This is a genomic window from Rhizobium sp. NZLR10 (assembly GCF_019685125.1).
GTDB lineage: Bacteria > Pseudomonadota > Alphaproteobacteria > Rhizobiales > Rhizobiaceae > Rhizobium.
In genome coordinates, this window is sequence record NZ_JABDWE010000002.1 from 251402 (window position 1) to 275595 (window position 24194).

Consider the following 24194-nt stretch of genomic DNA (forward strand, 5'->3'; position numbering starts at 1 on the left):
GTTCTTTGGTTTCGATCGGCTGGCGAGGGCGGCGGGTGCCGCCTGAAGAGAGGCCGAATGACGCAGGATGGGGTATCGCCGGCGGCGGCGGGCGAGGCGGTGACCACGGTGACCGATCGCCGCGCCCTTTTTGCCGTGCCCGGCCTTGTGCTTGCCGGCGGCGCGCTTCTCTGCGCCACGGCGACACTTTTCGTGCTGCTCGGCCTCACCCCGATCGCCCCGAGTTCGCACGTCGTCATCACCTCGGTGATCGTCAATTCCTTCTTTGTCCTGACGCTGCTGGCGCTGATCGCCCGTGAGGTGGCAAGGCTGCTCAAGGCCCGCACCCGAGGGCGGGCGGCTGCTCGCCTGCATATCCGCATCGTCGTGCTCTTCTCGATCGTCGCGATCACGCCGGCAATCCTCGTCGCCATCTTCGCCAGCATCACCCTGAATGCCGGTCTCGACCGCTGGTTTGCGTTGCGCACCCAGTCGATCGTCAGTTCGTCGCGCAATATCGGCCAGGCCTACATGATGGAAAACGCCAGCTACCTGCAGGGGCAGACGGTTTCCATGGCCAACGACCTGGAGCGCAACCGCGCGCTCTACAGCCTCGACCGGACAGGTTTTGCCGACCTGATGACGCGCCAGGCGAGGGGCCGCGGCCTGCTCGGCTCCTTCCTCGTCGAGCGCGACGGTTCGGTGATCGTCCAGGCCGACATCGCCACCGAAAAGCCGTTGCCGGCGATCCCGCAGGACGCGCTTGAGAAGGCCGCGGCCGGCCAGCCGACACTGATTCCGCCCGGCGTCACCAACCTTGTCGGCGCCATCATCAAGCTCGATGCCATCCAGGGCACCTTCCTCTATACGGTGCGCGCCGTCGATCCCAAGGTCATGGGCGCCATGCGCATGATGGAGGAGAACGCCACCGAATATCGCTCGATGGAAGCCAACCGCTTCTCGCTGCAAATCGCCTTCGCCGTGCTCTATATCGGCTTCGCGCTGATCGTGCTGCTCGCGGCGATCTGGACCGCGATCGCCGTTGCCGACCGCATCGTCCGGCCGATCCGGCTGTTGATCACCGCTGCCGACAGCGTGGCATCGGGCAATATGGATATTGTCGTGCCGGTGCATGCCGTCGACGGCGACGTCGCCAATCTGTCGCGCACCTTCAACAAGATGATCTCGGAAATCCGCACTCAGCGCGACGAGATCCTCGAAGCCAAGGACGAGGTCGACGATCGCCGCCGCTTTATCGAAGCGGTGCTGTCGGGCGTCACTGCCGCCGTCATCGGCGTCGAGCAGGATCGCCGCATCGCCATCGTCAACAGTTCGGTCGAAACGCTGATGTCGCTGTCGGCCGATGAGATGCTCGGCAAGCAGCTGGTCGACATCGCGCCGGAGGTCGATCACGTGCTGACCGAGGCGGCTTCGCGTCATCGCGGCGATTTCCGCAAGCAGATCGCGCTCGTGCGCGGCGGCACGGTCAGGACGCTGAGCGTGCAGGTCACCCGCGAGGAAGTGCGCGATCAGAGCGAATCCTATGTGATCACGCTCGACGACATCACCGACTTGGTCATCGCCCAGCGCTCGACCGCCTGGGGCGACGTCGCAAGACGCATCGCCCATGAGATCAAGAACCCGCTGACGCCGATCCAGCTTTCCGCCGAGCGCATCCAGCGCCGTTACGGCAAGCAGATCGACCCGGGCGACCGGGCCGTCTTCGACCAGTGCACCGATACGATCATCCGCCAGGTCGGCGATATCGGCCGCATGGTCGACGAATTCTCTGCCTTCGCCCGCATGCCGAAGCCGACCAAGGAGCCGAGCGACCTGCGCGATATCTTGCGCGACGCGATCTTCCTGCGCGAGATGGGCAATCATCACGTCAGTTTTGCCCAGGATTTCGGTGAGCAGCCGCTGGAGGGCCTGTTCGACAGCCGCATGCTCGGCCAGGCTTTCGGCAATCTGATCAAGAATGCCGTCGAAGCGATCGAGGCCGTTCCGAGTGACGAACGCGACGAACGCAAGATACTCGTCCGAGCCGCCCTCGACACCGGCCGCGACCGCTTCACCGTCGATGTCATCGACAATGGCCGCGGCCTGCCGGTGGAGAACCGCCACAGCATTCTGGAACCCTATATGACGATGCGTGAGAAGGGCACTGGACTCGGTCTCGCCATCGTCAAGAAGATCATCGAGGAACATGGCGGGCAGCTTGAGCTGCATGATGCGCCCGCCGATTTTGACCGGGGAAGAGGGGCCATGATCCGCGTGCATCTGCCACGTCGGGATCCGACGCCCGCCTCTCCCGCAGCCAATGACAAGGAAAGCGTTTATGGCCTCTGATATTCTTGTCGTCGACGACGAGCACGATATTCGCGAGATCGTTTCCGGCATTCTCTCCGACGAGGGACACGAAACGCGCACGGCCCATGACAGCGACAGCGCGCTGGCGGCGATTTCCGACCGGGTGCCGCGGCTGATCTTCCTCGATATCTGGATGCAGGGCAGCAAGCTCGACGGTCTGTCGCTGCTCGACGAGATCAAGACCCGCCATCCGGAATTGCCGGTGGTAATGATCTCCGGCCATGGCAACATCGAGACCGCCGTCTCGGCGATCAAGCGCGGCGCCTTCGATTTCATCGAGAAGCCTTTCAAGGCCGACCGGCTGATTCTGATCGCCGAACGGGCGCTTGAGAATTCCAAGCTGAAGCGCGAGGTCTCCGAGCTGAAGCGCCGCACCGGCGACGCATTGGAGCTGATCGGCACCTCGGTTGCCGTTTCGCAGCTGCGTCAGACCATCGAGAAGGTCTCACCGACCAACAGCCGCATCATGATCCTCGGCGCATCCGGCTCCGGCAAGGAGCTGGTGGCGCGGATGATCCACAAGAAGTCGGCCCGCGCCAACGGCCCCTTTGTGGCGATCAATGCTGCCAACATCACGCCCGACCGCATGGAAGTGGCGCTGTTCGGCACCGAGGGCACGCCCGGTCAGGCCCGCAAGATCGGCGCGCTCGAGGAAGCCCATCGCGGCATCCTCTATCTCGACGAAGTCGGCGAGATGCCGCGCGAGACGCAGAACAAGATCCTGCGCGTGCTGGTCGACCAGCAGTTCGAGCGGGTAGGCGGTTCCAAGCGCGTCAAGGTCGATGTCCGCATCATCTCCTCGACCGCCTATAATCTCGAGAACCGTATCGCTGAGGGATGGTTCCGCGAGGATCTTTATCATCGCCTCGCCGTCGTGCCGGTGCGAGTGCCGGCCCTGGCCGAGCGGCGCGAAGACATTCCTTTCCTCGTCGACCAGCTGATGCGGCAGATTTCCGAGCAGGCCGGCATTCGTCCGCGCCGCATCGGCGACGACGCCATGGCCGTGCTGCAGGCGCATGATTGGCCGGGCAATATCCGCCAGCTGCGCAACAATATCGAGCGCCTGATGATCCTTGCCCGCACCGACGGGCCGGATGCGCCGATCACCGCCGACATGCTGCCGACCGATCTCGGCGACATGCTGCCGAAGGTCTCCGCCAAGAACGACTATCACATCATGACGCTGCCGCTGCGCGAAGCCCGCGAGATGTTCGAGAAGGATTATCTGATCGCCCAGATCAACCGCTTCGGCGGCAATATCTCGCGCACCGCGGAATTCGTCGGCATGGAGCGTTCGGCGCTGCACCGCAAGCTGAAGTCGCTCGGCGTCTGATTTGCATTCGGCGCGGCCGACGCCGCGCCGTGCCCCTTGTATTGCTTCCCGGAAGACCAGGTTTCCCATGCCGAGAATTGCCTATGTGAATGGCCGTTACGTCAAGCATTCCGATGCCAGCGTGCATATCGAGGATCGCGGTTATCAGTTCGCCGACGGCGTCTATGAGGTCTGCGAGGTGCGCCATGGCTACATCGTCGATCTCACCCGCCATCTGAACCGTCTCGACCGTTCGCTCGGTGAGCTGCGCATCGCCTGGCCGATGAGCCGGGCGGCACTGACGCAGGTCATTCGCGAGACGCTGCGCCGCAACCACGTCTGCAACGGGCTTTTCTACATGCAGGTGACGCGCGGAGTGGCGCGCCGTGATCATGTCTTCCCGGCCGAGGGAACGACGCCCTCGCTTGTTATCACCGCCAAGAGCACCGATCCCAAAATCATCGCCGCCAAGAATGCCAATGGCATCAGGGCGATCACCCTTGTCGACAATCGCTGGGACCGCGTCGACATCAAATCCGTCGGTCTGCTGCCGAACGCGATGGCCCGCCAGCAGGCCAAGGAGGCCGGCGCCCAGGAAGCGATCTATGTCGACGGCGACAGGATGGTCAAGGAAGGGGCGGCGACCAATGTCTGGATCGTCGATTCCGAGGGAATGCTGGTGACGCGGCCGGCCGAACACGGCATCCTGCGCGGCATTACCCGCACCACCTTGATGGACGTCGCAGCCAAGCTCGGGTTGCAGATCACCGAGCGAAACTTCTCGGTTTCCGAGATGCTCGCAGCCCGCGAGGTCTTCCTCACCGCAGCCACAAGTATTTGTTTTCCGGTCGTTTCCGTCGATGGCCAGACGATCGCCAACGGTCATCCGGGCAGCGTCTCGCAGAAAGTCCGCGAAGCCTTTTTCGACGTTGCGGAAAAGATTGCGATTTGATACCAAGATTTGCTGGACGGGTGAATGAGGCGCCGGTCTTGCGGGTGAGGTTGATTGATATTCTACCGGCCGGATCAGGTCGGCAATAAAGAAAGAAGCGGCGCGATGGCGGAACGTTCTCAGAATCTGCAGGACTTATTTCTCAATACTGTTCGCAAACAAAAGATTTCCCTGACAATCTTTTTGATCAACGGCGTGAAACTCACGGGCGTTGTTACGTCTTTCGACAATTTCTGTGTTCTTCTTCGCCGTGACGGCCATTCGCAGCTCGTGTATAAGCATGCGATCTCGACGATCATGCCGGGCCAGCCCATGCAGATGTTCGAGAGCGAAGAAGCAGCGTCCTAACAGGATCAGCCGTCATTTCGACACGCGATACCAAGAACGATTCGATCATCCCTGAGGCCGCCAAGCACAGGGACGACATGCGCGCGACTGTCGTCGTGCCGGTTCTGAAATCGCGTAGCCGCGGCGGCCAGAGCGAATCGGCCTCGACCCGCACGCCGGAAAGCCGGCTCGAAGAGGCGATGGGGCTTGCCCAGGCGATCGACCTCGATGTCGTCAGCGGCTCGGTCGTCCCGGTCAATGATCCGCGACCGGCCACATTGCTCGGCACCGGCAAGATCGAGGAGATCAAGGCGCTGCTCAATGAGCGGGATTCCGGTCTCGTCATCGTCGATCATCCGCTGACGCCGGTGCAGCAGCGCAATCTCGAAAAGGAATGGAACGCCAAGGTCATCGACCGGACGGGCCTCATCCTCGAAATCTTCGGCCGCCGCGCCTCCACCAAGGAAGGCACGCTGCAGGTCGATCTCGCCCACCTGAATTACCAGAAGGGCAGGCTGGTTCGAAGCTGGACCCACCTTGAACGTCAGCGCGGCGGCGGCGGCTTCATGGGCGGCCCGGGCGAAACCCAGATTGAAGCCGACCGGCGGATGCTGCAGGACCGCATCATCAAGCTCGAACGCGAACTGGAGCAGGTCGTACGCACTCGCCAGCTCCACCGCGCCAAGCGCCGCAAGGTGCCGCACCCGATCGTGGCGCTGGTCGGCTATACCAATGCCGGCAAGTCGACGCTGTTCAACCGCATCACCGGCGCCGGCGTGCTGGCCGAAGACATGCTCTTTGCCACGCTCGATCCCACGCTTCGGCGCATGAAGCTGCCGCACGGCCGCACCGTCATCCTGTCCGACACCGTCGGCTTCATCTCCGACCTGCCGACCCATCTGGTCGCCGCCTTTCGGGCGACGCTCGAAGAAGTGCTGGAAGCCGATCTCATCCTGCATGTCCGCGACATGTCCGATGCCGACAACCAGGCCCAGAGCTCCGACGTCATGCGCATCCTTGGTGATCTCGGCATCGACGAGGCCGAAGCCGAGAAGCGGCTGATCGAGGTCTGGAACAAGATCGACCGCCTGGAGCCCGAGGTGCACGACACCATGGTGCAGAAATCGGCCGGCGCCAGCAACGTCGTCGCGGTCTCGGCCGTCAGCGGCGAGGGCGTCGACACGCTGATGGATGAGATCAGCCGCAGGCTCTCCGGCGTGATGACCGAAGCGACCATCCGCCTTCCGGTCGACAAGCTAGCGCTGTTGCCCTGGCTCTACGACCACGCGATCGTCGATGCCCGCGAGGACAATGAGGACGGCTCGATCACGCTCGACCTGCGCCTCTCCGAAACCGAAGCCACCGAACTCGAACGCCGCATCGGCAATGGCGCGAAGTCTTCGAAGGAAGATTGGGAGCGGTGAGTCACTCCCTTCTCCCCAGCGGGGGGAGAAGGTGGCCCGAAGGGTCGGATGAGGGGGCCGCACGGTACACCCTTCATGCTGCCCTTCGCTTGCGCTCAGCGCACTCGCTCCTGGCGTCGCTCACCCCCTCATCTGCCTGCCGGCATCTTCTTCCCGCTGGGGAGAAGGGAGATGTGGCAACGCTCTGCTCACTCAGCCTGACCGCCTTGAGCCGAGCATGACGGAGAGTGGGGTTGGCTTCTTGCCAAACTTAGGCCGATCTACCCAGCCACGAGCGCTCTTTCAATCGCCTTGGCCGCTTGCCAGATCTCCTCCATTCGCTCGAGACTGGCCGCTTCCAGTGTCTCGCCTCCTTTATCAAGAACATTCTCTATATGGCTGAACCTACGCCGAAATTTCGTGTTCGTCCCGCGCAGCGCCTGTTCCGGATCGGTCTTCACATGCCGGCCGATATTGACAACCGCGAAGATCAGGTCGCCGAGTTCGTCACTGACCTTCGCGCGATCGCCTTCGCTTAATGCTACCCGCAATTCGCCGATCTCCTCTTCGATCTTGTCGAGGATCGGTTCCGGCGCCGACCAGTCGAAACCGACTTTCGCGGCGCGTTCCTGCAGCTTCAACGCTTCGGTCAAAGCGGGAAAACTGCGCTGCACCGAGCCGAGAAAGCCGCCGTTGAAATCCTCGGTGATCCCCCGCCTGGACCGGCGCTCTGTACGCTCGCGTTTTTCCGCCTGCTTGATCTCGTCCCACTGTTTCTTCACCGCATCCGGCGTATCGGCGGCCGAGCGGGCAAAGACATGTGGGTGGCGGCGGATCATCTTGGTGGTGATGGCGTTGACCACGTCGCCGAACGAGAATTCGCCGGCCTCCTCGGCCATGCGGGCATGGAAGACCACCTGCAGCAGCAGGTCGCCCAACTCGTCGCAAAGATCGTCCATATCGCCGCGCTCGATCGCATCGGAGACCTCATAGGCCTCCTCGATCGTATAGGGCCTGATCGTCTCGAAGCTCTGCTCGATGTCCCAGGGGCAGCCGGTTTCGGGATGGCGCAGCGCCGCCATGATCTCGATCAGCCGTAAAATCTCTGTGGAAGGTTCCATGGTGCCTCGGTTCAGCGGCCTCAGTTGAGCGGTATGTCGTTGGCGCTCTTCGACGACTGGTAGGTGGTGGAAAGCGCGTCGTAGCGCGCCTTGATGCGGGCGGTCTGGGACTGCAGCGCGGTCTTCAGCTGAGCCTCTTCGGTCGCGACGAGATCGGCGATGGCAAAGCTGTTCCAGAAGGCGTTCTGCCTGCGATAGCCGCCGGGTTCAAGCCCGAAGACCTCCTTCAGGATCTTCAGGTCGTGCGGAATGGCGAAGGCATCGCGGGAATCTTCGTGGCTGAAAAAATAATAGAAATTGTCGAAGCCCGCCCAGGTGATCGCCGACATGCACATGGTGCAGGGTTCGTGCGTCGACAGGAAGATCAAATCCTTGGTCGCCGGCTTGTCGCCAAGCTCGTAGAAGCGCTTCAGCGTATGCACTTCGCCGTGCCAGAGCGGATTGTCGAGCTCGTTGTTGGTCTCGGCGACGACGAGCGAAAGATCGGATTTGCGCAGGATCGCCGCGCCGAACACCTTATTCCCCAGTGAAACGCCGCGCTCGGTCAGCGGCAGGATATCGTCTTCGACAACGGAAAGCAGGCGGGCGGCGATGGTTTTGTCGGGCATTGATCTCTCCGGTTTTCCCTCAGTCTATCGCCTCGGCGGCGCAAGTGAAATGCGCGAAACGCCGGTGGACGTCTTTTGTCACAGGCTTTACAATGCGCTGCAGCAAATGCGCTCACTTGTGCTGTTTTGGTCAGCATGGGTGACTTTTCTCAAATCGCTAATGAGACGAGCAAAAGAATACCCGCTTGCTGGGGCTTTCGAATTTCTGTTCCTTCAATCCCTTGTCGATCAAGGGCATAGTCTGGCAACTTCGAAGTGGATTGATGATGTCTCCCAAGACTGAGCAGCTTTCGGTATTTCCAGCCTTCTTTCGCGTGGAAGGCCAGAAGACGGCTGTCTTCGGCAATGGCGACGAAGCGTTCGCCAAGGTGCGGCTGCTCTTGAACACACGGGCGCGGATCGTTGCCTATGCCGATCGGCCGCAAGCCGATTATCACGCCTTCCTGATCGCCAACCGTATCGAGACCGTGCGCACCGGCTTTTCCGCCGAGCAGGTCGAGGGATCGGCGCTGGTCTTCGCCGCCACCGGCAATGAGGCTGACGACCGCCGGATTGTCGATGCCGCCCGCACTGTCAGAATTCCGGCCAATGCCGTCGATCAGCCCGATTACTGCGATTTCTTCACGCCGGCGCTGGTCAATCGCGCCCCCGTCGCCGTTGCGATCGGCACCGAAGGGGCGGGGCCGGTTCTGGCGCAAATGATCCGTGCGCAGATCGATCAGCTTCTCTCCCCCTCGCTCGGCCGGCTTGCCGGCCTGGCGACGAGCTACCGCAAGGCCGTTGACCAGCTCGTTCCGCGTGGCGTCACCCGCCGCGTCTTCTGGCGCCGCTTTTTCTCCGGCGCCGTGGCCGATGCGATCGCCAACGGCAACCTGCCGCAGGCCCGCCACGCCGCCGACCGGCTGTTGGGCTCGATGGACAAAGTCGCCGGCCATGTCTGGCTGGTCGGTGCCGGTCCCGGTGCCGAGGATCTTCTGACGCTACGCGCCCAGCGCGTAATGATGGAAGCCGACGTCATCGTCTATGACGCGCTCGTGCCGCAGGCGATCGTCGATATGGGCCGCCGCGACGCCGAGCGGCTTTCCGTCGGCAAGCGCAAGGGCTGCCATTCGAAATCGCAGGAAGAGATCAACGACCTGCTGGTCGACCTCGGTCGCCAGGGCAAGCGTGTCGTCCGCCTGAAATCCGGCGATCCGCTGGTCTATGGCCGGGCAGGCGAAGAGATGGCGGCAATGCGCGCTGCCGGCGTCACCTATGAGGTGGTGCCCGGCATCACCTCGGCTTTCGCCGCCGCCGCCGATTTCGAGCTGCCGCTGACGCTGCGCGGCGTTGCCTCCTCGCTGGTCTTCACCACCGGCCATGATTTGACCGGCGACGTGCTGCCCGATTGGGCAAGCCTTGCCGTCTCCGGCGCGACGATCGCCGTCTATATGGGCCGCACGGTTGCCGCCTCCGTTGCCGAGCGGCTGATGCAGGCCGGCATTCCCGCCGAGACCACCGTCGCCGTCATCGAGAATGCCAGCCGCACTGAGCGCCGCCTGCTGCATGGCACGCTCGCCGATCTGCCCGACCTGCAGCACCGCGACGAGCTGACCGGTCCGGTCATGGTCATTATCGGCGATGCGGTCGCCGGCGCCAATTTCGAACTGTCCGAGCCGCTGGTGCGTGCGAACGCCCGGCTCGAGGAACTTGCAAGGAGCTAAACATGGTAGACAAGGTTCTGACGGCCAACCGGCTGACGGACGGCATTGCCGTCTGGCTGGATGCGAAGGGCGCGTGGTCCACCTCGCTGCAGGAGGCGCTAGTCGCCCGCCATAACGAAGCCGTTGAAGCGCTGGAAGCCATCGGCAAGAAATCCTATGCCGATAACGAAGTCGTTGACGTCGCCGTCGTCGAAGTCCAGGACACTAACGGCAGTCTCTGGCCGCTTCGCCTTCGCGAGCGCATCCGCGCCCAGGGTCCGACCATGGAATATGCCCCGGGCTACGCTCCGGCCGATCCCGAATTCATTGCAGTCTGAGGAAGACGATGTACCGTTACGACGAATTTGACCATGCCTTTGTCAGCGAGCGCGTCGAGCAGTTTCGCGACCAGGTTCAGCGCCGCCTTTCCGGCGAACTTGCCGAGGATGCGTTCAAGCCGCTGCGCCTGATGAACGGCGTCTACCTGCAGCTCCACGCCTATATGCTGCGCATCGCCATTCCTTATGGCACGCTGAGCGCCCGCCAGCTGCGCATGCTCGCCCATATTGCCCGCACCTATGACCGCGGCTATGGCCATTTCACCACGCGCCAGAACCTGCAGTTCAACTGGCCGAAGCTGTCGGAAATCCCCGATGCGCTCGCCGATCTCGCAAGCGTCGAGATGCATGCCCTGCAGACCTCGGGCAACTGCATCAGAAACGTGACGGCCGATCACTTTGCCGGTGCCGCCGCCGATGAGATCGCCGATCCGCGTCCCTATGCCGAAATCCTGCGCCAGTGGTCTTCGGTCCACCCGGAATTCTCCTTCCTGCCGCGCAAGTTCAAGATCGCCGTCACTGGCGCCGAGCGCGACCGCGCCGCGATCCAGGTCCATGATATCGGCCTGCACCTGAAGAAGAACGACAAGGGCGAGATCGGTTTTGCCGTCTATGTCGGCGGTGGCCAGGGCCGCACGCCGATGATCGCCAAGTTGATCCGCGACTTCCTGCCTGAGGAGGATCTGCTTTCCTACACCACGGCAATCGTGCGCGTGTACAATCTGCACGGCCGCCGCGACAACAAGTACAAGGCCCGTATCAAGATCCTCGTCCATGAGACCGGCGCCGAGGAACTGGCGCGCCAGGTGGAAGTGGAATTCGCCGCGCTGAAGGATAGCGAGCTGAAGCTGCCGGAAAAGGACGTCGAGGCGATCGCCAGCTATTTCGCACTGCCGGCTTTGTCCGAGCGCGCCGAAGGCTGGGAAAACCTCGCCCGCTGGAAGAAGGCCGATCCGGATTTCGCCCGCTGGGTGCAGCAGAACGTGCAGCCGCACAAGAACCCCGATTACGGCATGGTGACGATCTCGCTGAAGCCGATCGGCGGCATTCCGGGCGATGCCACCGACGCGCAGATGGATGCGATCGCCGATCTCGCCGAGGAGTATGCCTTCGACGAAATCCGCGTCAGCCATGAGCAGAACCTGATCCTGCCGCATGTGGCGCTGGCCGATCTCGAAGCCGTCTATCGCGGCCTCGTCGCCATCAATCTGGCCGAAGCCAATGCCGGCCTGATCACCGATATCATTGCCTGTCCGGGGCTCGACTACTGCGCGCTCGCCAATGCGCGCTCCATCCCGCTGGCGCAGGAAATCTCCCGCCGCTTCGGCAGCGCCGAACGCCAGGCCGAGATCGGCGAGCTGAAGATCAAGATCTCCGGCTGCATCAATGCCTGCGGCCACCACCATGTTGGCCATATCGGCCTGCTTGGTGTCGAGAAGAAGGGCGCCGAACTCTACCAGATCACCCTCGGCGGTTCCGGCGACGAACATACCTCGATCGGCGAGATCATCGGCCGCGGTTTTGAGCCCGACCGGGTGACGGACGCGATCGAGACGATCGTCGACACCTATCTCGGCCTGCGCCTCGATCCATCGGAGATCTTCCTTGCCACCTATCGCCGCGTCGGGCCGCAGCCTTTCAAGGCTGCGCTCTACGGCTCAACCGCCGAAGCGGCATAAGGAGGCGATGATGACGAAGATCTGGAGAGAAACCGGTTTTGTCGAAAGCGATCCCTGGGTGATCGAGACCGACGAGGCGAAGGCGACCGGCGAGCAGAAGCCGCTGCTCAGCCTCGACGAGCTGATCGCCAAGGCCGACGTAAGCAACGATGTCGGCCTCGGGGTGCTGATCAAGCCGGCCGACGATGTGCGCCGGCTGGAGCCCTATCTCTATCGCCTCGAAATCGTTGCCGTCGCCTTTCCGGCGTTCAACGACGGGCGGGCCTTCAGCCATGCCTCGCTGCTGCGCCAGCGCCTCGGCTACACCAACGAGCTGCGCGCCGTCGGCGACGTGCTGATCGACCAGGTGCCGCTGATGCTGCGCGTCGGTATCGACAGCTTTTCCGTCAGCAACGCCACGGCGCTGAAGCGGCTTTCCGAAAACCGTCTTCCCGCCATTCCCCATCATTATCAGCCGGCGGTGCGTGACGCCGAAGCCGGCAAGGGCTATAGTTGGCGCCGTCAGGCGAAGCCGGCCGCATAAGCGACCGATCCGCCTTTTTACGATGAGCGGAACGGTAGCATGAAGACATTCGAAGTGGCGGTGATCGGTGGCGGTCTCGCCGGCATGATCGCCGCAATCGCGCTTGGTCGCGGTGGCCGTAGTGTGGCGCTGATGGCGCCCGTCGCGGCAAGAGAGGACCGGCGCACCACAGCGCTGATGGATCAGTCGATCCGCTTCTTCGACCGGCTGGCGCTCTGGGAAAAGCTGCGCCCGGCAGCCACGCCTCTCACCAGCATGCGCATCGTCGACGGCACTGACCGGCTGCTGCGCGCGCCGACGACCACCTTCCGCGCCGCTGAGGTCGGCCTCGATGCCTTCGGCTATAATTTCCCCAACAAGGCGCTGATCGACGTCCTCGAAAATGCCGTCGCCGACGAGGGCAATATCACCCGCTTCACCGATATGGCCGAATCGATCGCGATCTCCGCCGAGACCGTGTCGATCACGCTTGCGGGCGGCGAGATGCTTTCAGCCGATTTTGCCGTCGGCGCCGACGGCCGCGGCTCGAAGCTGCGCGAGACGGCAGATATCGGCGTGCGCAACTGGTCCTATCCGCAGTCGGCGATGGTGCTGAATTTCGCCCATTCGCTGCCGCACCAGAACATCTCGACCGAATTCCATACCAAACATGGCCCCTTCACCCAAGTGCCGCTGCCCCAAGGTCGCTCCAGCCTCGTCTGGGTACAGGACCCCGCTGAAGCAGCAAAGCGCCTGGAATTGCCGCTTGCCGAACTCGGCGCCCTTGTCGAGGCGCGCATGCAGTCCATGCTCGGCAAGGTCGATGTGGAGGAGGGCGTCCAGGTCTGGCCGCTGTCCGGCATGATCGCCCATCGTTTCGGCAAGGGGCGCATCGCGCTGATCGGCGAGGCCGCCCATGTCTTCCCGCCGATCGGGGCGCAGGGGCTGAACCTCAGCCTGCGCGATATCATGGCGCTGACCGAGATCCTCTGCGACAGGGCGGAATTGCCGGTGCCGGCCGATGCCGGCGAAAGCTTCGACCGCAAGCGCCGCGCCGATATCATGACGCGCACGGCCAGTGTCGATCTTCTCAACCGCTCGCTGCTTTCGGATTTCCTGCCGGTGCAGATGCTGCGGGCGGCCGGCCTGCATATCCTCTCTTCCATTCCGCCGTTGCGCAACATCGTCATGCGCGAGGGCATCGAGCCCGGCCGGGGCTTGCGCGATATTCCGGATGCGCTACGGCAAAAGCTGAAGCGGAAGAAGGCCTGAGCGGATCGCGATCAGCCAGAGCGAAACGCTGACGACCGAAAGCACCGTCGTGATCAGGATCGTTGCCGAGGCGCGCTCCTGCCAGACGCCATATTGCTGGCCGATGACGAAGACATTGGTCGCCGTCGGCAGGCAGGCGAGCAGCACGGCGGCGTGGATCCACACCGGCTCGAAACCGCCGACAACTGTCAGCGCCAGGAAAACCACGATCGGATGCAGGATCAGCTTCGCCGGCACGATATAGCCGATCTCAGCCGGGACGCGTTTCAGCGGCCGGAGCGCCAGCGTCACGCCCATGGCAAAGAGGGCGCAGGGAGCAGCGGCCTGGGCGAGGTAATCGACGAGGCGCTGGAATGCCAGCGGTTGATCGATGTGCAGGGCGGCGACTGCAAAGCCCGCCGCCGTCGACAGAATGAAGGGATGCAGCGCCACCTTCCGGGCGATATCGCCGGCAAGCCGACTGGGCGAACGTTTATCGTCGCCGGCCGCCGCCATCAGCGCCGGCGCCACGATAAAATGCAGCGCATTCTCGAAGCAGATGATCAGCGCCACCGGCACGGCAGCGCCTTCGCCGAGCGCGAGCAGCGCCAGGCCCGGCCCCATATAGCCGATATTGCCATAGGCGCCGGCAAAGGACTGGATGGTGCAGTCGGCGAGCGAATTGCCGCGCACGAGGCGGCCGATGACGAAAAGCAGAATGAACACCGCATAGGTCGCGGCGATATCGGTGACGATGAAATCGACGCGCGTCAGCTCTTCGATCGGCGTGCGCGAAACGAGCTTGAAGAACAGAGCGGGCAGGGCGGCATAGATGATGAAGGTGTTCAGCCATCCCAGCGCCTCGGCCGGCTGCTTCGTCGCCTTGGCGGCGATGTAACCGATCAGGATCAGGCCGAAGAACGGCAATAGCAGGCTGACGATATCGGCCAAGAGGTCTTCCAGTGCGCGGGGATCGACGGGTCAGGACCTGACTTACGCAATTCCAGCGAAACTGTGTAGCGGTTTAGCCTCCGGAATTGCATGAGAACAAATCGATAGGGCGTTTTCGTCAATGCAAGGAAAGACGGAAACGCTCTACAGACGGGAGGCGCTTTAGAACAGGGCCTGATCCGATAGCGGTCAGTAGTCCCAGAAGACCGGCACCCAGCGGAAGGCATCGCCGTCAACCGCCACATGGCAGACGGACGGGAACGGCAGGTGAGTGGCGACCAGCAGCTCGCCGGTCGCCGCCAGCTCCCGCAGGAGACCGACCCGGACGCGAGCCGCCTCCTCGGGGTCATGCTCGAAGCCGTTATGCCAGTCAGGTTGGTCGAACCCGACCGCGAACACCGCGTCGCCGGCAAATGTCAGCCTGTCGCCTCCGGACGCCATGCGGATCACGCTGTGTCCTGGGGTGTGGCCGCCGGTGCGGCGGGCGACGACCCCTGGCGCCACTTCGCACTCGTCATCGAACAGCCGCAGGTGGCTGCGGTACTCGTTGACGAACCGCTTGGCGGTCGCCCGAAGCGCATCCGGGAAGCCCGGCGGCATGCGGGTCTGGGAGAAATCGGGCGCTTCCCAGAACTTGACTTCGGCGGCCGCCAGGTGGATCCGCAGGTCGGGACGCAGCCGGTCCTTCACCCCGTCGACGAGAAGCCCGCCAATGTGGTCCATGTGCAAGTGAGTCAGCACCACGTCGGTCACGGATGCAAGATCGACGCCGGCGGCGTCCAGTCGGCTGATCAATTGCCCGGCCCGCGGCAGGTGCAAGTCCGGGTCCAGGCCCAGCCCAGCGTCGAGAAGTATGGTTTGCCCGCCGCTGCGCGCTACGACCACGTTCAGCGGCCAATCCAGCGAGTCTTGCGGCAGGAACATGTGGTTCAGCCAGGCTTCCCGGACCGCGGGCTCGGCGTTGTGTGCCAACATCGTGGTTGGGAGCGGCAGGACCCCATCGCTGATCACCAGCACCTCAATCTCGCCGATCTGCACCGCGTAGCGCGACGGCACCAGTTCGCCGGGCCCTGGTGCACCGGGATGTGACGTGTTTTCCAGGCTCTTATTTGTCGCGAGGCTCATGTTTGTCTCCTTCTGACCGCCGCCTTAAACACGGCACCGACGACGCTACAGTGAGGCCTGTTTTCGGTCGATTGGGTCGAGGGATAAGGGCGAGTATGGCCAAGGACAGGGCGAGCTATACCACCGCATAGGTCCTGTCATTCAGGTTGCGGGGCGTCGAAGCGCTGACTCTAACCGATCTGCATCAGGATCGGGAAGGTCTGCTGAAACCAGATGGCCACATCGCTGACCCATCCGAACAGAAAGGCGAGACCGGTCAATACGAGGAAGACACCCATTGCCTTTTCCACCGTGCCGAGATGCCGGCGGAAGCGCGACAGGAAGCGCATGAAGGCGCCGGAAAAGCCGGCGGCGATCCAGAAGGGGATCGCAAGGCCGAGCGAATAGACGGCAAGCAGCCCGGCGCCGGAGCCGACCGTCTCGCGCGAGGCGGCGACACCGAGAATCGCCCCGAGCACCGGCCCGATGCAGGGCGTCCAGCCAAAGGCGAAGGCAAGGCCCATGATATAGGCGCCGGTCAGCGTCGCCGGCTTGCCGCCGCCCTGGAAGCGCGCCTCGCGGGCAAGGACGCCGATTCGGAAGAGGCCGAGGAAATTCAGCCCCATGACGATGATGATCAGCCCGCCGAGCTTGGAGAGCAGGTCGAGATGCTGGCGAAGCGCCATGCCGATACTGGAAGCGCCGGCGCCGAGCGCCACGAAGACGGTGGCAAAGCCGAGCGTGAAGAGCAGGGCGGAGAACAACACGCCGCGCCGGACATCGGGCGCGACGGCAACCGCACCGCCGCCACGGAACTGCTCGACCGAAATGCCGGCCATATAGCAGAGATAGGGTGGGACGAGGGGAAGCACGCAGGGCGAAAGAAAGGAAAGCGCCCCGGCAATCAGCGCGCTCCACAGGGAAATATCGGCAATCGACACACATTCTCTCCGGCTGCAATCTGCATGATGTTCCTAGCTTTGCGAGGCCGGGATTGCCAATCACCTTTTTGCGCTTTGCTTAGCCTCGAACCGGTAGAGACGGAGAATGGGCGGATAATGGCCCGTAGATTTCCCAGCGATCGGGAGCGACAGGCCGCGGCCATAGAATGCTATTTCAGCGGCAAAAACAGTTCCGCGACCGCCTCATGCTCCGCCACCTCCGGAAAGAAGCTCAGCCGCTGGCAATAGATCGGGAAGTCGCGTGCTTCCTCGCCGCTCACCGGAAGCCAGTCGCGATAAAGATAGAGCGCGGCGGGCTCCAGATTGTCGGTGTTGCCGACGATGCGCAGCACCGCGCAACGTCCGCCGGGGATTTCGCCGGCCTTGACCTGCGCGCCGTTCGGCTCGATCGGTTGGTCGGTCCCGACACAGAGGTCCACGCTGTAATCGGCAGGCGAGGCAGGGCGCCGCTCGGACCGCCAGACATTGAAGGTCGGATTTGTCTTGGGGTGCAGGCCGGCGGCCTGGCGCCAGGCGATGAACCGCTGGATGGTGGCGCCGAGCGTCGCCGGGTCGCCCCGATGCTCGATAATCGCCACCGGTGTCGGAGGCACATTGCGAATCGTCACGTCGTCAGTGGTAAAAGTCTTCTGCATGCGCTTGCTCCTTGCGTTGTCGAGGGGCCCGAAGGCCGCAAGCCACGGCTCCCAGTCGGGAGATTTCCGGAACGACGAAGGCGATTGCCCGAACCGTTGCCGAAAGGCGCGGGCGAAGGCATCAGGTGCATCGTAACCGGCATCCATCGCTATATCGGTGACACTTTGGGCATCCCTGTAGGCCAGCCGGTGCGAAGCGCGCTTCATCCGGGCAAGCTGGATATAACGATACACGGATAGACCGAAGGTCGCCGTGAACTGCCGGTGGAAATGAAACTTCGAGAACGCCGCAACACCGCTCACCGTTTCCAGGTCCAGATCGTCGTCCAGATGCCGATCTATGTAGTCAAGCACCCGCTGCATCCGGTCATGGTAGTTTTGAAGCGCCGCCTTCATCGTTCCGTCCTCCGTGGCAGCATGAGATAAGCGCATGCCGACATGACGCGCTCGACCGATCTTGCGGTTTTGTCATGGGTCGCAGAACCTTGCCAAGGATTTTGGAGATGATGCTCGCATCCGCCGCCGCGCGCCTTTGAGGCTGCAGCCTGGATATGTGCCTTGCCCCCGCAAGATATTTACCTTGGCCCTTGGCCCCGCAAGATGTGCATTGCTCGCGCAAGAAATGTGCCGACTGCCGGAAAAAGCCGAATTTTTCGGTTGACCGCAATGGGTCGCCTGCCTATGTTCCGCCCACTTCCAGCCGGGGTGCTTCACACCCGCGGAGCGGGAGAGCGTAGCTCAGCTGGTAGAGCAACTGACTTTTAATCAGTAGGTCTCGGGTTCGAACCCCGACGCTCTCACCATTTCTAATCTTCAATATGACTGCCGCTAGCTGAGATCAGCAGTCAAAGGCGTCGCTGCTGTCGCGCACATGCACGTATGGTCTGGAAGGCAATCACAGCCAAACGCAGAATCACGCGACGGTTCAAAAATCAGCTTCGTCACAGGAACCAACTTCCACTGCGGTCCGTTTTCTTCTCACCAACATATAGGAGAAATCGATCATGGATTGGAATCGTGTCGAAGGAAATTGGAAGCAGGCGAAGGGCAAAATCAAGGAGCAGTGGGGCAAACTCACTGACGACGATCTCGACCAGATCGCCGGCAAGCGGGATCAGCTGGAAGGCAAGATCCAGGAGCGCTACGGCATCGAAAAGGACCGTGTCAGAAACGATGTCGATGATTGGTATGGCCGCCAGACTTGGTAATTACCTCAACAAAAGCCCGGTGAAAGCCGGGTTTTTGCCGTCGAAGGAGCTGAGGTGCAACCAGCTCTGCGAGGTTCCTTTGGAGCGATCAAGTCGGTCGGATGTTCATGAATATCCCCCAAAAGCCAGGAGAAGTGCGCCGACGGCGATAACGGCCAGAGCTGGCCAGTTCTGGGATATCCCGAGGAACCTGAGGCCTTGGCGCCGTGGTTCCAGCGTGCTGCCGCCTTGCGGCATGTGATGCGGATCGCTCGGTCTTCGACCAAGCGCCGACGAAAACAGAAAAACAAAGCCGCCGATTATGAGAGCGGCACCGATCAGGATTGCCCACATGGTGGCCTCCGCTAGTAACAGGGATTTTGGGTAAACCGGATTCGGACCTGTTCGTTCCGTGAAAGACTGCTGAGCAATCCTGGAGATCCCATGGACAAGACACCGAAAACGGCGATCCGCGGAATGATGTTGTACCTACTCGCTCTTCTCGTCCTGGGCGTTCTGGCCGGCGCCGCCTACACAATCTATGGCCATCCCGCCGATCCGTCTGAGCGACCAGCGGCTGAGACGATTCCGCAAAAAGCCACGGCTCCGCAGTAAAGCACATCACACCAACTATTTATTGATCACCCTTCGAGAAGAAACGGTGACCCGGGAAAGCACTTGCCACATCGGCTTCCCACCCGGTCAGGTCGTGTTGAAGCGCCCGGGTTCCACGGCAAGAAAGCCGCAAGCGGCAAGCAACATCGCTTTGGAAAGCAAGGCAGAAATTCCTGTCGCAAGTCGTTCCAACCAGCAGGGACCTTTATTTATAGGGAGAACAACCTGCGACACGGAATCAGCCTCTGCTGAGCGAAGCCGTTGCGGCATTATGTTACCCAACGCCGATGGCGCATCTAAAGCATGTCGCGCAAAAGTGTGCAGCGGTTTTCCCAGGCAAAGCGCGAAGCGCTTTTGCCAACGACATGCGTAAAAACAAAGACCTAAAGCGCGAGGAGCGAATCTGAAAGATCGCGACGCGCTTTAGAGAATTTCAAATACGTCATACTCAACGCCGCCCGGACACCGTCCGCCCTGCGCAACCGCGACGATTTGGTTGAGCCACGCATGCCGTGGCGCGGCCGTCTCGAAATAGGGCGTTGTCCGCAGATAGTATTCGGAGGCGTCGACCGCTTCGCCGCGTGCCAGACGCTCGTCAACGGCCGAGGTGGAGCGCCTGATGCCGCGATAGGTCATCAAGATCAGATCGTCATCGGCGACGAGCAGGAGCCTGGCATCCTGCTGAAACGTGCCGTCTGCACGCGCAAGCAGCAGATCGGAGCCGATCAGCGGCGACACTTCGCCTTTCAGGCGCTCGCCCTCAAAATATCCACCGGAAACGGAAAATATGCGGCGGCCTCCGGCCGGCGTCTGGCCGAGCTCCAGGGCCGGATGAAGTGTCATGAAAAGTCTGAATAAGGGCCGAGATTGCAGGGTCATGTCAGATCGCCTATTGTTGACTTCAACCCTAGCTACAAGCGCGCTGTCCCCAAAACGCGCTTTGCTTGTGAGCATCACAAGAAAAACTCATCAAAAGCGAAGAGATCATGCGGCCGCCGTTGGAGTCCTTGCGAATTCTGGAAGCGTGCGTTTCTGCCGGCAGCTTTGCCCGTGCGGCCGAGCGTTTATGTCTCACCCCAGCGGCAGTCAGCCTGCGTATCCGGTCGTTGGAGACCGAACTTGGTCAGCCGCTGTTCCAGCGTGCCGGGCGCCGCGTTGTCCCGACGGCTGCTGCCGCTGTTCTGGCGGGTCGAATTCGGGCTGCATTGGATGGCATCGCCGGCGCGCTTGATGAGTTCCAGGCGGCCATGCCACCGCTCCGGCTGACGGCGCCTCCGACATTCGCCTCGCGCTGGCTCGCACCGCGGCTGTCCCGCTATCACTCAGTGGGAACATCACCGATCGAGGTCGACGTCTCCGCCGATATTCGCGATCCCAGCGCATTTGACGTCGCCATACGGACGGGGCGTGGCGGATGGGAAGGGCTTGACGAATATCGGCTCGCTCCGGTTGAGGCAACTCCGATGCTGGCGCCCTCACTGCTTGGAACGAGAACCCTGCACGGGCCGGATGAGCTGACGGATTTCGAGCTTTTGCCGCATCCGGATTGGCATGCCTGGTTCCAGGGCGCTCAATGCGAGACGCCGCCGGCTCTGCGGTTTGCGATGGTCGATTATCCCACGCACGAATTGGACGCCAGTGCGGCGGTGGCAGGCGTCGGCGTGGCGCTGTTGTCGCCGTCCATGTTTCGACCGCTTTTGGACAAGGGAGTGCTGATCGCACCCTTCCCATATGTGCTGACCGGGCCGGCCTGGCATTTCGCGTTAATGCGCACCGGCGACTCCCGCCTCGCGCCCAGGCAGCTCTGCGCATGGCTTTGTGAGCGGGCTCACGAGCCAGCCTGATAGGGAACAACCTGCGGCAGGCAAGATCGACAGCAGGCCAGCCCATCAATTTGGCTTCCCGGAAGCAATTGAGCCTCTATATCGCCCTCGGAAGTCGGAACAGAGGAGTTAGCGGACGATGGAGCATGCAGTCGTTATTGCCGGAGGGGGGCCGACCGGCCTGATGCTGGCGGGCGAATTGGCCTTGGCGGGCGTCGATGTCGCGATCATCGAACGCCGGCGGAACCAGGAGATCGTCGGTTCGCGCGCCGGCGGTCTGAGCGCGCGCACGCTCGAGGTTCTCGACCAGCGCGGCATCGTCGAGCGGTTTCTGGCGGAGGGCCAGATCGCCCAGGTCACCGGATTTGCGGTCACGCGGCTGGATATCAGCGATTTTCCGACCCGGCATAATTATGGTCTGGCGCTGCGGCAGAAGCATATTGAGCGCATTCTGGCCGGATGGGTCGGCGAGTTGCCGGTGCCGATCTATCGCGGCCGCGAACTGACGTCCTTTCAGCAGGACGACACCGGCGTCACCATCGAACTCTCCGATGGGGCTTCGTTGAGGGCAGGTTATCTCGTCGGCTGCGATGGCGGCCACAGTCTGGTTCGCAAGATGGCCGGCATTGAATTTCCAGGATGGGATGCGACGACGAGCAACATTCTCGCCGAGGCCGAGATGGAGGAGGAGCCGCCACTTGGCGTCCATCGCACCGCGCTCGGCATGCATGCCTTTGGCCGGGAGGAATATGAAATTCGCGACGGCAAGGTCGTCTTTGCCAGCGAAGGTCCGATCAATGTCATGGTGACGGAAAAGAATGCCAGCGCCACGAGCGAACCGACGCTCGGCGATCTCAAAGAAGGCCTGATCGCCGCATGCGGAACGGATTACGGAATCCATGGTCTGACCTGGATTTCCAGGTTCACCGACATGTCGCGGCAGGCGTCGGCCTACCGCAAGGGCCGCGTTCTCCTGGCTGGCGATGCCGCGCATGTGCATTCTCCGGTGGGCGGGCAGGGCCTCAATACCGGTGTGCAGGATGCCGTGAATCTGGGCTGGAAGCTGGCCCAGGTGGTGAAGTGCATATCGCCGGAAAGCTTGCTCGACACCTACCACGCCGAGCGCCATCCAGTGGCCGCCCGCGTGTTGCGGACGACGATGGCACAGGTCGCCTTGCAACGGACCGATGACCGAACCGAAGCCCTGCGGGACGTGGTCTTGGAGCTGCTCGCCATGCAGGAGCCGCGCAAAAGGATCGCCGCCGAAATGTCCGGCCTGGCCATCCACTACGACCTTGGCGACGGGCATCCGCTGCTCGGCCGCCGCATGCCCGACCTCGACCTCACCACGCTCGATGGCCCCTTGCGCGTCTATACGCTGCTCCAAAATGCGCGGCCGATGCTCGTGAATCTCGGCACGCCCGGCAGTCTCGACATCACGCCGTGGTCAGACCGCGTCCAGCTGGTTGACGCCGGCTGTGATGGTGCGTGGGAGCTGCCTGGGCTGGGTGCGGTCTCTGCACCGACTGCAATTTTGATCCGACCCGATGGCTATGTCGCGTGGGTCGGTGAGGGGACGCAGGATGGTCTGCGCGAGGCGATGAACAGCTGGTTCGGAGCGCCAGGCTGAAAATCGCAAGAAGCTAAAGCATGTCGCGCAAAAGTGTGCAGCGGTTTTCCCAGGCAAAGCGCGAAGCGCTTTTGCCGCAACGACATGCGTAAAAACAAAGACCTAAAGCGCGAGGAGCGAATCTGAAAGATCGCGACGCGCTTTAGGCGGCAAGCGAGATCGAGACGCAATCCGATAGCATCTCGGCCTCCGGCATCGGTTTGCCGCGACGCTCCCATGTCCGGCGGCTGATGCCGAAAGCCTCCCAGGGGCGCGCTTGGCTAAAAGAATTGGCGAGATAATCGGCTCTGGGAAGCGCGCCTGCGGCACGGCGTTGCTGCTCTTTCCGGCTTCGGTCCCGCTGCCGCCGCCTTTGTTTTTGAAGTTTTGCTCTTTTCCCTTTCGGCACATCGAAGGCCCCGATCGTGCGGATATCGAGGGCGCAGCGCTCCGAGTAGCTCAAATGCAGAGCGTGGCCGAGCGCGTCGGCCGACAGCGAGGAAAACCGCACCTTCGTTCTCTCGTAGATCACGTCCTCAATGTCGGCTTTCCCAGCCCAAGGCAGCCAGCGTGCCGCCCAGCCGAGAACCACGTCGACAAACGCTTCCTTGAATTCCACGAGGGCGAGGCTGGCGATCACCTCGACATAGATCAATGCGTCATCCGCCTCGGGCACGATGTCGCCATGGCGATGCCTTATCAATTTCTCGATCTCGCGCATCCGGCCGCGGAAGTGGTTCCAGCGGCCGCCCCGCGCGCGGCGCTGCACGGCCTTGTAACCCAGCAGGCAGTCGCCAACTTTGATGGCTGAAACTTCCCGGGCAAACCCATCCGGCTGATCGGATTTTGCAGCCCGCTTCCTGGATTGAGTCGCGTCATCTGCGGCAGTAGGACGATCCATCGATTTCCCTCACGATCGGCTCCGGGAGGCCGAAACGCTTGACTGTAAAGGACGTCGAGGGGGGTGATCCACACATCATTCGGTGGATCGTCAACAAAACGGGCATGAATCCCGGTGCGACCCCGATGCTTCACCATGGTTTTTCGAAGGGCGTGCGAGATTGCTTGTTTGTCGCGAGGAGTTAGTCGCGATCGAATAGCCGCGTTCCGAACTCAGGCGGGCAATTCACGAACCGCCGCCTTCAACCCACCCATCGCGACACGTCGCCAACGCCCGCTGCGGTCCTTTTGTCGGGCAGTAAGCCTAAATCATTCGCCGGATTTCGTTGACAAGAGGTGCCAGCTCGCGGTGGAAGCTTTTGATCATCGCTTGTAGAAACGGCCCAGGGCGTAGTTCGCCTTCATCGACCTCATATCCTGCATTGCGCGCCAGCATCGTGAGGAAGACCAGCTGGATACGTCCATTGCCCTCACGGAATGGATGGATCGCGTTGATTTCCCCCAAAAACCATGCGGAACCTTCGGCAAAGGCGTCCTTTGTTTCGGCCGTTGCGAGATATCCGCGGCTTGCCAATTGAGCAAACAGTCGTTTGGCCTCCGCCTCGATGTATTCGGGAAAACCGAACCAGTTGTCACCCTTGCCTGTGCGGATGGTACGAATATTCCCGGCCCAGCCGTATACATCCTGGAAAAAATGGTAGTGTAGCGCGCCATAATGCGCGAAATCCAAGTTGCCGTTCGGGAGGGATTCCGTGGCACGAGAGTCGAACATGAGCTGCTCGAATTGGTCAAGCTGATCCTGATCTTCGATATCGGCTTTATTGACCAGGACGTGAGTGCCCGGATAACAGAGCGGGTCCTCGACGGCATTGTAGCGGACCACC

General features: G+C 62.2%; 25 protein-coding genes and 1 tRNA gene. 16 read left to right on the forward strand and 10 right to left on the reverse strand.

The features are described from left to right. The first annotated feature begins 57 nt into the window (after positions 1-57). The 5 genes from HJB82_RS04480 to hflX all read left to right on the forward strand — a co-directional run bounded on the left by HJB82_RS04480 (position 58) and on the right by hflX (position 6364). Positions 58-2328 (forward strand): PAS domain-containing sensor histidine kinase, encoded by a 2271-nt coding sequence (locus tag HJB82_RS04480; protein WP_207584124.1) that lies wholly within the window; start codon positions 58-60, stop codon positions 2326-2328. Next, positions 2318-3682 carry a sigma-54 dependent transcriptional regulator gene (locus HJB82_RS04485; RefSeq protein ID WP_221139625.1) on the forward strand — a complete coding sequence of 455 codons (1365 nt, stop codon included), beginning with the start codon at positions 2318-2320 and terminating at the stop codon, positions 3680-3682. Before HJB82_RS04480 ends, HJB82_RS04485 begins: the two co-directional genes overlap by 11 nt. A gap of 67 nt (positions 3683-3749) precedes the next feature. Next, complete coding sequence (locus tag HJB82_RS04490) at positions 3750-4613, forward strand: D-amino-acid transaminase (protein ID WP_207584126.1); 864 nt, start codon at positions 3750-3752, stop codon at positions 4611-4613. Between the two features lie 105 nt (positions 4614-4718). Then, a complete protein-coding gene (hfq, locus tag HJB82_RS04495; RefSeq protein ID WP_003539403.1) occupies positions 4719-4961 on the forward strand; it encodes an RNA chaperone Hfq in 243 nt (80 codons plus the stop codon). Positions 4962-5038: 77 nt separating this feature from the next. After that, entirely contained in the window at positions 5039-6364 is a 1326-nt protein-coding gene (hflX, locus tag HJB82_RS04500; protein ID WP_221133053.1) for a GTPase HflX, read from the forward strand. A 260-nt stretch (positions 6365-6624) separates the two neighbouring features. Here the strand turns inward: hflX and mazG are convergent, their stop codons facing one another. Then, the gene (gene mazG / locus HJB82_RS04505; protein ID WP_221139626.1) at positions 6625-7464 is read right to left on the reverse strand and encodes a nucleoside triphosphate pyrophosphohydrolase; all 840 of its coding nucleotides are present in this window, start codon (positions 7462-7464) and stop codon (positions 6625-6627) included. Between the two features lie 20 nt (positions 7465-7484). Beyond that, complete coding sequence (locus HJB82_RS04510; RefSeq protein WP_207584129.1) at positions 7485-8072, reverse strand: deaminase; 588 nt, start codon at positions 8070-8072, stop codon at positions 7485-7487. Here HJB82_RS04510 and HJB82_RS04515 point away from each other — a divergent pair. From HJB82_RS04515 to HJB82_RS04540, 6 genes are read left to right on the forward strand one after another with little or no spacing between them, the layout of a single operon-like run. Beyond that, the gene (locus HJB82_RS04515; protein WP_207584130.1) at positions 8056-8355 is read left to right on the forward strand and encodes a hypothetical protein; all 300 of its coding nucleotides are present in this window, start codon (positions 8056-8058) and stop codon (positions 8353-8355) included. The two genes, HJB82_RS04510 and HJB82_RS04515, sit on opposite strands and share 17 nt — an antisense overlap. Next, positions 8339-9775, forward strand: coding sequence for a siroheme synthase CysG (gene cysG / locus HJB82_RS04520; RefSeq protein WP_207584131.1), 1437 nt, complete (start codon positions 8339-8341; stop codon positions 9773-9775). The genes HJB82_RS04515 and cysG overlap by 17 nt, the downstream gene beginning before the upstream one ends. Before the next feature lie 2 nt (positions 9776-9777). Further along, a complete protein-coding gene (locus HJB82_RS04525) occupies positions 9778-10092 on the forward strand; it encodes a DUF2849 domain-containing protein (RefSeq protein ID WP_207584132.1) in 315 nt (104 codons plus the stop codon). 8 nt (positions 10093-10100) lie between these two features. Further along, a complete protein-coding gene (locus HJB82_RS04530) occupies positions 10101-11771 on the forward strand; it encodes a nitrite/sulfite reductase (protein ID WP_221139627.1) in 1671 nt (556 codons plus the stop codon). 10 nt (positions 11772-11781) lie between these two features. Then, entirely contained in the window at positions 11782-12294 is a 513-nt protein-coding gene (locus HJB82_RS04535; RefSeq protein WP_221139628.1) for a DUF934 domain-containing protein, read from the forward strand. Between the two features lie 39 nt (positions 12295-12333). Beyond that, a complete protein-coding gene (locus HJB82_RS04540) occupies positions 12334-13545 on the forward strand; it encodes a UbiH/UbiF family hydroxylase (protein ID WP_221139629.1) in 1212 nt (403 codons plus the stop codon). Here the strand turns inward: HJB82_RS04540 and HJB82_RS04545 are convergent. From HJB82_RS04545 to HJB82_RS04560, 4 genes are all read right to left on the reverse strand, one after another. Beyond that, a complete protein-coding gene (locus tag HJB82_RS04545; RefSeq protein WP_221139630.1) occupies positions 13513-14475 on the reverse strand; it encodes an AEC family transporter in 963 nt (320 codons plus the stop codon). The two genes, HJB82_RS04540 and HJB82_RS04545, sit on opposite strands and share 33 nt — an antisense overlap. A 189-nt stretch (positions 14476-14664) precedes the next feature. Further along, entirely contained in the window at positions 14665-15600 is a 936-nt protein-coding gene (locus tag HJB82_RS04550; RefSeq protein WP_221139631.1) for an MBL fold metallo-hydrolase, read from the reverse strand. Between the two features lie 170 nt (positions 15601-15770). Next, positions 15771-16520, reverse strand: coding sequence for a cytochrome c biogenesis CcdA family protein (locus tag HJB82_RS04555; RefSeq protein WP_221139632.1), 750 nt, complete (start codon positions 16518-16520; stop codon positions 15771-15773). 170 nt (positions 16521-16690) lie between these two features. Then, on the reverse strand, positions 16691-17572 hold the full coding sequence (locus HJB82_RS04560; RefSeq protein WP_207584143.1) for a GyrI-like domain-containing protein: 882 nt from the start codon (positions 17570-17572) through the stop codon (positions 16691-16693). A 331-nt stretch (positions 17573-17903) separates the two neighbouring features. Between HJB82_RS04560 and HJB82_RS04565 the strand changes: the two genes are divergently transcribed. Further along, positions 17904-17979: transfer RNA gene (locus HJB82_RS04565), tRNA-Lys, on the forward strand. Between the two features lie 201 nt (positions 17980-18180). Continuing rightward, the gene (locus HJB82_RS04570) at positions 18181-18384 is read left to right on the forward strand and encodes a CsbD family protein (RefSeq protein WP_221139633.1); all 204 of its coding nucleotides are present in this window, start codon (positions 18181-18183) and stop codon (positions 18382-18384) included. 105 nt (positions 18385-18489) lie between these two features. Here HJB82_RS04570 and HJB82_RS04575 read toward each other — a convergent pair whose 3' ends face one another. Further along, a complete protein-coding gene (locus HJB82_RS04575; RefSeq protein WP_207584145.1) occupies positions 18490-18717 on the reverse strand; it encodes a hypothetical protein in 228 nt (75 codons plus the stop codon). Positions 18718-18807: 90 nt separating this feature from the next. Here HJB82_RS04575 and HJB82_RS04580 point away from each other — a divergent pair, with 90 nt between their 5' ends. Beyond that, entirely contained in the window at positions 18808-18978 is a 171-nt protein-coding gene (locus HJB82_RS04580) for a hypothetical protein (protein ID WP_207584146.1), read from the forward strand. Positions 18979-19401: 423 nt separating this feature from the next. Here the strand turns inward: HJB82_RS04580 and HJB82_RS04585 are convergent, their stop codons facing one another. After that, positions 19402-19857, reverse strand: coding sequence for a DUF3237 domain-containing protein (locus HJB82_RS04585; RefSeq protein ID WP_221139681.1), 456 nt, complete (start codon positions 19855-19857; stop codon positions 19402-19404). A 107-nt stretch (positions 19858-19964) separates the two neighbouring features. On the opposite strand from HJB82_RS04585, the gene HJB82_RS04590 reads away from it, so the two are divergent. Together HJB82_RS04590 and HJB82_RS04595 are read left to right on the forward strand one after the other, a co-directional pair. After that, the gene (locus HJB82_RS04590) at positions 19965-20822 is read left to right on the forward strand and encodes a LysR family transcriptional regulator (protein WP_221139634.1); all 858 of its coding nucleotides are present in this window, start codon (positions 19965-19967) and stop codon (positions 20820-20822) included. A 118-nt stretch (positions 20823-20940) separates the two neighbouring features. Then, positions 20941-22431, forward strand: a complete 1491-nt coding sequence (locus HJB82_RS04595; protein WP_221139635.1) for an FAD-dependent monooxygenase — start codon at positions 20941-20943, stop codon at positions 22429-22431. 142 nt (positions 22432-22573) lie between these two features. Here HJB82_RS04595 and HJB82_RS04600 read toward each other — a convergent pair whose 3' ends face one another. Then, on the reverse strand, positions 22574-23311 hold the full coding sequence (locus HJB82_RS04600) for a hypothetical protein (RefSeq protein WP_207584150.1): 738 nt from the start codon (positions 23309-23311) through the stop codon (positions 22574-22576). Between the two features lie 303 nt (positions 23312-23614). Then, positions 23615-24193, reverse strand: coding sequence for a Fic family protein (locus tag HJB82_RS04605; RefSeq protein ID WP_207584151.1), 579 nt, complete (start codon positions 24191-24193; stop codon positions 23615-23617). Position 24194 lies beyond the last annotated feature (1 nt).